Annotated in this window: 1 protein-coding gene and 7 pseudogenes; 2 read left to right on the top strand and 6 right to left on the bottom strand. The window is 51.9% G+C overall.

Going from position 1 to position 7,170, the window contains the following annotated elements; all coding sequences use genetic code 11:
• Positions 1-469 (top strand): annotated as a pseudogene (locus tag BG74_RS06275) (guanosine-5'-triphosphate,3'-diphosphate pyrophosphatase); the annotation flags it as partial.
• A gap of 104 nt (positions 470-573) precedes the next feature.
• Here the strand turns inward: BG74_RS06275 and BG74_RS13670 are convergent.
• Complete coding sequence (locus BG74_RS13670; protein ID WP_187202728.1) at positions 574-804, bottom strand: hypothetical protein; 231 nt, start codon at positions 802-804, stop codon at positions 574-576.
• Between the two features lie 407 nt (positions 805-1,211).
• Positions 1,212-2,708: pseudogene (gene ilvC / locus BG74_RS06265) on the bottom strand (ketol-acid reductoisomerase).
• A 193-nt stretch (positions 2,709-2,901) separates the two neighbouring features.
• Here ilvC and ilvY point away from each other — a divergent pair.
• Positions 2,902-3,767 (top strand): annotated as a pseudogene (gene ilvY / locus BG74_RS06260) (HTH-type transcriptional activator IlvY).
• On the opposite strand, the pseudogene BG74_RS17345 reads toward ilvY, so the two are convergent.
• The 4 pseudogenes from BG74_RS17345 to BG74_RS17320 all read right to left on the bottom strand — a co-directional run.
• Positions 3,764-4,334 (bottom strand): annotated as a pseudogene (locus BG74_RS17345) (hypothetical protein); the annotation flags it as partial. The pseudogenes ilvY and BG74_RS17345 overlap by 4 nt on opposite strands.
• A gap of 1 nt (position 4,335) precedes the next feature.
• A pseudogene (locus BG74_RS17340) lies at positions 4,336-5,363 on the bottom strand (pyridoxal-phosphate dependent enzyme); the annotation flags it as partial.
• Between the two features lie 7 nt (positions 5,364-5,370).
• Positions 5,371-6,815 (bottom strand): annotated as a pseudogene (locus tag BG74_RS18995) (dihydroxy-acid dehydratase domain-containing protein).
• A 91-nt stretch (positions 6,816-6,906) separates the two neighbouring features.
• Positions 6,907-7,170 (bottom strand): annotated as a pseudogene (locus BG74_RS17320) (aminotransferase class IV); the annotation flags it as partial.

Here is a 7,170-nt window from a genome sequence, read left to right as displayed (position 1 = left end):
CTGGCAACTGGACGAACGATGTTTTACGATTCTACGCTGCGCGAGCATGATCCACAAAATCGGCCTACGCATTGATATTAAATGCGGCTCCCCGTACTATGCCGCCTATCTCGTCTACCATGCCATACTGACCTTCCCAGTTTTACCCGCGCCTAGCAAAAAGCTTATCGCCAAGCTGCTGAAAAACCAGAGCAACCACATTGAATTAACCCAATTGAATGAGCAAAATAGTCTGCCGCAGCGCATCGACAAACACCTATGCCGGTTGATGCGGCTGGCGATCATCTTTGCCAATCGCCAGCGCGACGACGCGTTGCCCGCTGTGGAGCTGCATGCCATAAGACGAGACGCTACACGTGCTGTTGCCCCAAAACTGGTTAAACCAGCATCCGCTGCGGGCAAAATACCTGGAGCAAGAAAGCTAGTCGCAGAGTTATATCCACTGGCTGTTATTTGGAAGAAGCACTGAAAAACTGGGTTATCGGATCAGCTAATGCTCATTAGCAAGCGGTCTTTATTGCTGCGAAAAGCGCCGCCTGCCACACCACATCAACCGTAAAAACGCCGCAAGCGCTAAGCCCTGCCTGAATCGTGTCCTCTAATCCCGGCATAATGCCTTCTCGCGCGCAAAATGGGAAATACCCTACCCGCCCTCGTTGCGCGCTTGGCCAGCTGAGCGAGAAGACTGGCCAGGTGGCTCTGTTCATAGCTCATCCACTCCTCGACACTGACCAGTTTACGCACCTGATCCATGCCAAATCGTCCTAAGGTTACCACCGAAAGATGGCACGCCGGGTAACCCACAACCGCGGATCAAGTGGTTAATTTTATTGGTGATGACCTACGTTCGAGTCAGCGCCGGCCAGCACAAGGCAGGGTCCAGTGACGAATTCGACGACTTACTGTTGGCTTGGATTAAGGCGCATAAGTAATTCCCAGACAAAAATGGTGGCGGAGAACGGAGGGGAATTGTAATAGAAAGCGCCGCTGGGGTTTACCCTGCGGTCAGTCGAAGAGCGTTTTACGGCATGCGCCTACGCCTATTCGTCGCCGGAACGCAACTGCCCACTGCAGGGAGATAAACGCACCGCCAGCGCCCTGTATACCCGCCGCGATCAAGCCGTGTTCGCTGTCAGCAGGCAAAAAATCCCCGCCGAATCAGCGGGAATGCAAACCTTTGGCGCGTCATCCCCAGAATGACTAACTGATTGTCAGTTAGCGATCACAATGTGTTTCATATCCTTCATGCTAACCGCGCAATTCGGTGCCCACGATTTCGATCGGATGTCGGTGAATCGCTTCGTTGACATCAAGCAAGCGCGCATTATCAGTTTCACTCTCGGCCACTGGTTTTCCTAAATCCCCTCTGAGGGTTACCCATACAAGCCTCTTTAAGCAACGGCACGGTGGCACTGGCGAATAGATAGCTGCCATATTTGGTGGTGTCGGAAATAATCACGTTCATCCAGACGCTTGCGGACGACGGTGTTGGCGATGAGTAGAAATTCATGCAGGGATTCGTAATAAGCCAACTCGGCGGTGGTAATATCGGAATAGGTTATGGTTTTAAGTGCCAACTCCATGCTAGTTTTTTCCGTGGCGATCATCAGTATGCTATTGTCAAAATAGGTCCGATCGCTAATTTTTTCATTATACTGCGGCGCATTTTTAAATGATGTATGGTCGGTTTCTTCGCGGCAGCCGAACAGTTCAACATCATCGTTGGCCCAATCAGCCATCATGCCAATAGAAAAGGCACCGGTAGTGATATCCGTCCATCTGTTTTTCAAACATCGGCTGTATCAGTTGCTTGAGTTGCTCAGACAGTGGAAAAGCACGCAACTTCGCGCTGTTGGACAATCGGTCAATCATCAACGTTATGCCACTCTGCTTCAGCTCTTCGGTGGTGGTTTTACCAGCCGAACTGAATTCGCTTGCCAGCGTAGGTCGGATCGACGCCGTCGGCAACCATTTTGCCGGAACATAGCAGCGATCGGGCTTGCAGAATACCACAGATGATATTGTATTCACCTATCAGATCCAACTTGACCTTGGCGACGAAGGAAGATTCCAGCATGCCCGTGCGATGACCTGCCAGTCGCAGCCGCCTAGGCTTTGGTCTGAGCCGTCCCCTCACCCTTTGGATCGTTTTCCGGATGCACAGCGATAAGGGTTGGCATACCAAAGCCACGTTTATACTCTTTGCACACCTTCGGTCCCGTGGCATTTAGTCGCCATTAACTATATGATAAAAAATTTATGTCTAGGCGGATTTTTTTGCCCATTTCAACAACGTTAAAGCCGTGGGGAATAGCCCAGCGCGGCGCCTTGATTCATCAGTAGTTGTACCGCCTGAACCACCGCGGAGTGTTGCTTGTCGGGCGGGGGTCAGGTTGACGATCAGGTCCTCTTCTGGCACTAGCTCTTCGCAAGGTGCCGACGAGAATGCCGTTTTCCGTCGCCTTATGCCAGGAGGGATGCTTCTTGGAAATCGCTTCTCTACGAAGCGCGTAGGTGATATTAAACCCGGAATTGTGCATATTCAACCAATGGTTCAAGCCCTAGGCGCCACAGCCGGTGATCACTACTTTTTGCCTTGTAAGTAACCCGCTTCATCGACGAACCCATCGCGGCTCATGAAACGACATTTACCCAACTGCGCTAACTAACTGTTGGCGCAGGTTTAATGTGTTGAAGTAGTTAGCTATGGTGTAACTCCATCATCAGGTATCATGGCGTGCCGTAGGTGTTCGCTCGCGGATAGGAATCTTTTCTGCTAACCTTGTAACGCAGGAAAAACATTGCTTAAATTGATATATTAACAGTCTGACTTTGCAGAATCTGCAATATCAATTGCCAGCTATAAGTGACGGTGGGTTTCGTTCATTCACCAGGCGAATCATGGATATTCGCGACCTCAAGTTGTTTCTCCACCTGGCGGAAAGCCACCACTTCGGTCGCAGCGCAAAGGCGATGCATGTCAGCCCATCTACTCTACCCTGTCGTGCCAAGATCCAGTAGTTAGAGTAGGACGTCGGGCAGACGCTTTTTTATTATGCGACAACCGTACTGAAAAGTTGACCGACGACGCCGGCTGGTAACTGGAAGAATTCGCGCAACAAACCCTGCTGCAATACTAGCAGCTGCGGCGTCACCTCAGTCAGTGTGGCAGAATTACGGCTTTTTTACTCGGTAGCCGCCGCCTAAGGCCACTTGCCGAAGATCCCCCGATCTGTTTCGCGCCGAGCATCCGCTAGTGGAAATAAAACTCACCACCGGCGATGTGCTGAACAAGGTGCGGTCCAGCTAAGCGTATGGGCACAGCTGGCCATCTAGAAATTATGCCGGCGAGTATTGATTTTACCCCCATCAGCGAAATCCCTATGATATTGATCGCACTGGCTCTGCCTTTCTTGGTTCCGGTTCTCACCAGAGTTGAAGACGCCACAGTCGGACTGGTCGAATACCCGTTCATTTTGCCGGAGCACGGTCCGGCGCGGCAGCGCATTGAGCTCTAGTTTCAATGCAATCATATCAGCAATCTACTGATTTATGCCACCGTCGTGGGCAATAAAGAGATCGTGTCGATGGTCACGCTTGGCTGCGATATCGCTCTGATCCATCCCGTCGGTAGTGATAGACAATTCGCCAGAACCGGTGCGTAGCCGCATCGCCCTGCTGGAGAACGGCACCCCGGTCTCGCCGCTGGGCGCCGGGTGTCTGTATACAAAAAACGGCTAAAAGTGCCATTGATCGACGCTTTCTAGCAACTGCTGAGCATTAACCGGCGCTTGACGCTTGTTTCTCCCCGGCGGACAGGGTGGTTATCCGCCAGGAACAATCGAAACGCCGGACTGGCGGTAACATCGTGGCACATAGCCCAAGGCCGAAAGATGATGATCAAATTCCGGTTCGCGCTCTGCCAATTCAAACCCCGCTAGCACCACGGCCATAATCCGTGCCGTGGCTGCGGTAGTGAAATAGTGTAATATTCCAGCGCGTGCCCAGCGTGTACAAAAATTTCAGCAATTCTCCGGAGAACTCGGGAAACTCGAAGCTATATTAAGTGCTCGCGCAGTGGCTGCGACGGACAACCGTCTACCATATAACGGACGTGAAGCTTGGCCATCTCATCGTCGGAAAGATCCGCCACTCAGTAAACCGTTGGCAGCCATTTCCGCCATTCCCCGCTCTCCTATCGCCCGTGGGTCATCCTAATGCCGATGAAAATACAGTTGTTATCGGCATCGCTGTAGCGGTAATTGAATTCGGTAATCGACCATCCACGCCAAAAGCTCGCAGAAGGCCAGAAAACTACCCTTTCTTTCTGGAAANCCCGCCATCAGCTCCTCGCACTGCTCGCCCAAGTTCACAGCGCTCCGAGACAGAGCGCAGGCCGTGAAAATTGACGTTGGCGCCGGACAGCACGTGCGCCAGGTGATCTCATCGCGGATACCATGAAGCTGGACATATTTTTCCTGCCAGCGTACCGAAGGGAGGCCGGCCCGACAAAATCGCCCACACGTCTTTAGATAAATCCTTCACCGCAGCATATCTACAGTAACGACATCATCTAGATAATACGGCACAGGCGGAAGGTTTCATTAGCGATGCGCCGTACCACCACGTCTTCGGTAAACAGACTGATCCGCGGTAAATCCACCGGCGCGGCGGCCCGTAGAGCCGCTACCAGATACGCGGACTCTTTCGCTTCAATGCCGGATAACCTTGATTTGCGCCGATAACCTTGATTTTCGACATCAGGTGTTTTATCAGAACCGCCACGCCCGCCGACAGACCGCCTCCTACCAGCACAAATATGTGATCCAGATGGGCTTCCTACTGTTGCAACTCTATCGCCAGCTTCCCCTGGCTGGCGATCACCTCAGAATGATCGAACGGCGGTACAAAGGTAGTATTACGTACGCTAGCTCGCCAACTCAGTCTTTCACCTTGGCTTCATCAAAATTGATGCTGAACAACAGCGATTCGATGCCGATGTCGCATACCGCGTACCGCGTCCACTTTGATATCAGTGATATTGACTGGCGTCATGATGAACAAAGGAATGCTGAGACGACTGGAGGAGAGCGCTATTACCTTGGGTATGGTTGCTCTTTGATATAGTAATCACGTAAAGCCCGCTGCGCTGCACTGATCGCCGTGATCAATCGTGTAGGTACCTCGCAGTTTAAAGCCATGCACCAATTGACAGTCTTCACGTTTTACCATTACAGTATTGCTGAGACGTTCCGACACCTCAAGTCATCATCTGCAGCGGTGTGATCTGGGCCGCTTCATACACCGGCATGCAGGTATTCTACAGGATAAGGCTTGGCGGAAAACAGTTGAGACTCAGCCATAGCCACCTTATCTTCCCAACTTGTCTTTATCGCGCAACGCGCCTTTATTCCGCGCTGATCGCCAAACTGGTATAGCCTTTCAAGGCGAGCGACACCTGGCGCTCACACGCGCGACTGGCGTTCAAGCTTGGCCACCGCGCGTCAGTTCGGTCTCGCGACGCGTGGCTAATTCGTCATCAGCTACATCTAGCACAATGCCGCGACCGGCGATATTAATATATATAACGTCTCCGTCGCGCACCAGCCCGATCAGGGTGCCACTGATGGCTTCCGGCGACACATGGCCGATAGACAATCCAGAGGTACCACCGGAAAAGAGGTCATCGATAATTAGCACACAACTTTTACCCAGCCACCATAGACTTAAGGATGGTGGTAGGATGAAGCATTTCCTGTATTCTCGATCTACCTTTCTAGCCTTCTTAACGGATCACTACGACATCTCACTACTTTACCGCTGAGGATGATCTCGGACGCGTCTTCCTAATTTTCAACACATTGGCCGGCCCGCGGAACACTGGGATTCCTTTGTCAACGCCGCCGGTTTTCACGATGCAGCCGTCTTCCACAATGTTGCTATACAGCACCTCCAACCCACCGTCTGGCTATAGGCAAATTCACGGGTGCGGATGCAGCCTTCCTGATGATCATCGTCATCCAGCGATGGACAGCGATACCCCTGTGAAAACGCCTGGGTGGTGCGGACACCAAACGGCCCTGTGGCGTACATGCTTTACCGCTGCGTCGTCGTTCACCATGATATCGTAGCGTGCCAGCGTTTCCGACATTGAACCTTTGCTCGGCTGGGAAAGGCTAAGCTCTCTCGGTCAGGTTGTTCATCGAGTTGAAGATAAACATGCCAGAGCATGATTCCTCATGTCGGACAGACGGAACGTTCAATCTGGTTACCATCTTCATCCGAGGCGTGGGATTCGCGCCCTGAATCATCGCGTTAATCAGATCCAAATTGATGATTTTATCCGACAACCTGGTTTTACCGGCTTCCATTAAGCCGTCGCGGAAACAAAAATAACCGGTATGTTCAAGCGCAGTGACGCTATCAGCATGCCGGGGTGATTTTTATCACAGTTGAAAATGCACACTATAGCGTCGGCACAATTACATTCACCATGTATTCCACCGAATCAGCGATAAGCTCGCGCGGGAACAGAGAGTACAGCATGCCGCCGTACCCTACCCTAATCGTGATACCTTCGTCCACTGCGATGGTATTAAACTCCTTCACTACCCCACCAGACGCTTCGATTTGTTCGGCGACCAGCTTTTCCAGATCACATAGATATACGTGGCCAGGGACAAACCGTGTAAAAGAGTTGACCACGGCGATAATTGGTTTGCCGAAATCATCGTCGGTCATCCCCGTAGCGTGCCAGACGCGTGCTCCGGACATATTACGGCCGTGAAGGTGGTAGCGGAACAGCACTTAGGTATTCTCATAACTCCAGTTATTCAGATGCAGATGGCCAGGGAAGCTGCAGTGCTTCTGCGCGAAAGCTTTATCGTTATTCGATATTGATCGGGATCAAAGCCAGCCCCATTTATCTTCAGTCTCGCCGGTAAAAAACCTGAAGAACACCTGCCGCAACTGCTTGGTGACCGAGCCGCATTTGCCGATACCCACTTTGATGCTATCAACGCTGTGCACAGGGGTTATCTCGGCGGCAGTACCGGATATGAAGACCTCATCGGCCAGATAAAGAGATTCGCGGGACAAAACCTGTTCCGGCACTTCCAGTGTCCGACCGCGACGGCCAGCTTGATAATGGCGTCGTGCATGATACCTGGC

The sequence above is a fragment of the Sodalis-like endosymbiont of Proechinophthirus fluctus genome (genome assembly GCF_001602625.1).
In the GTDB taxonomy this organism is placed as follows: domain Bacteria; phylum Pseudomonadota; class Gammaproteobacteria; order Enterobacterales; family Enterobacteriaceae.
The sequence above is the reverse complement of the archived record's forward strand: the minus strand, read 5'-3'. Positions and strand labels throughout refer to the sequence as shown.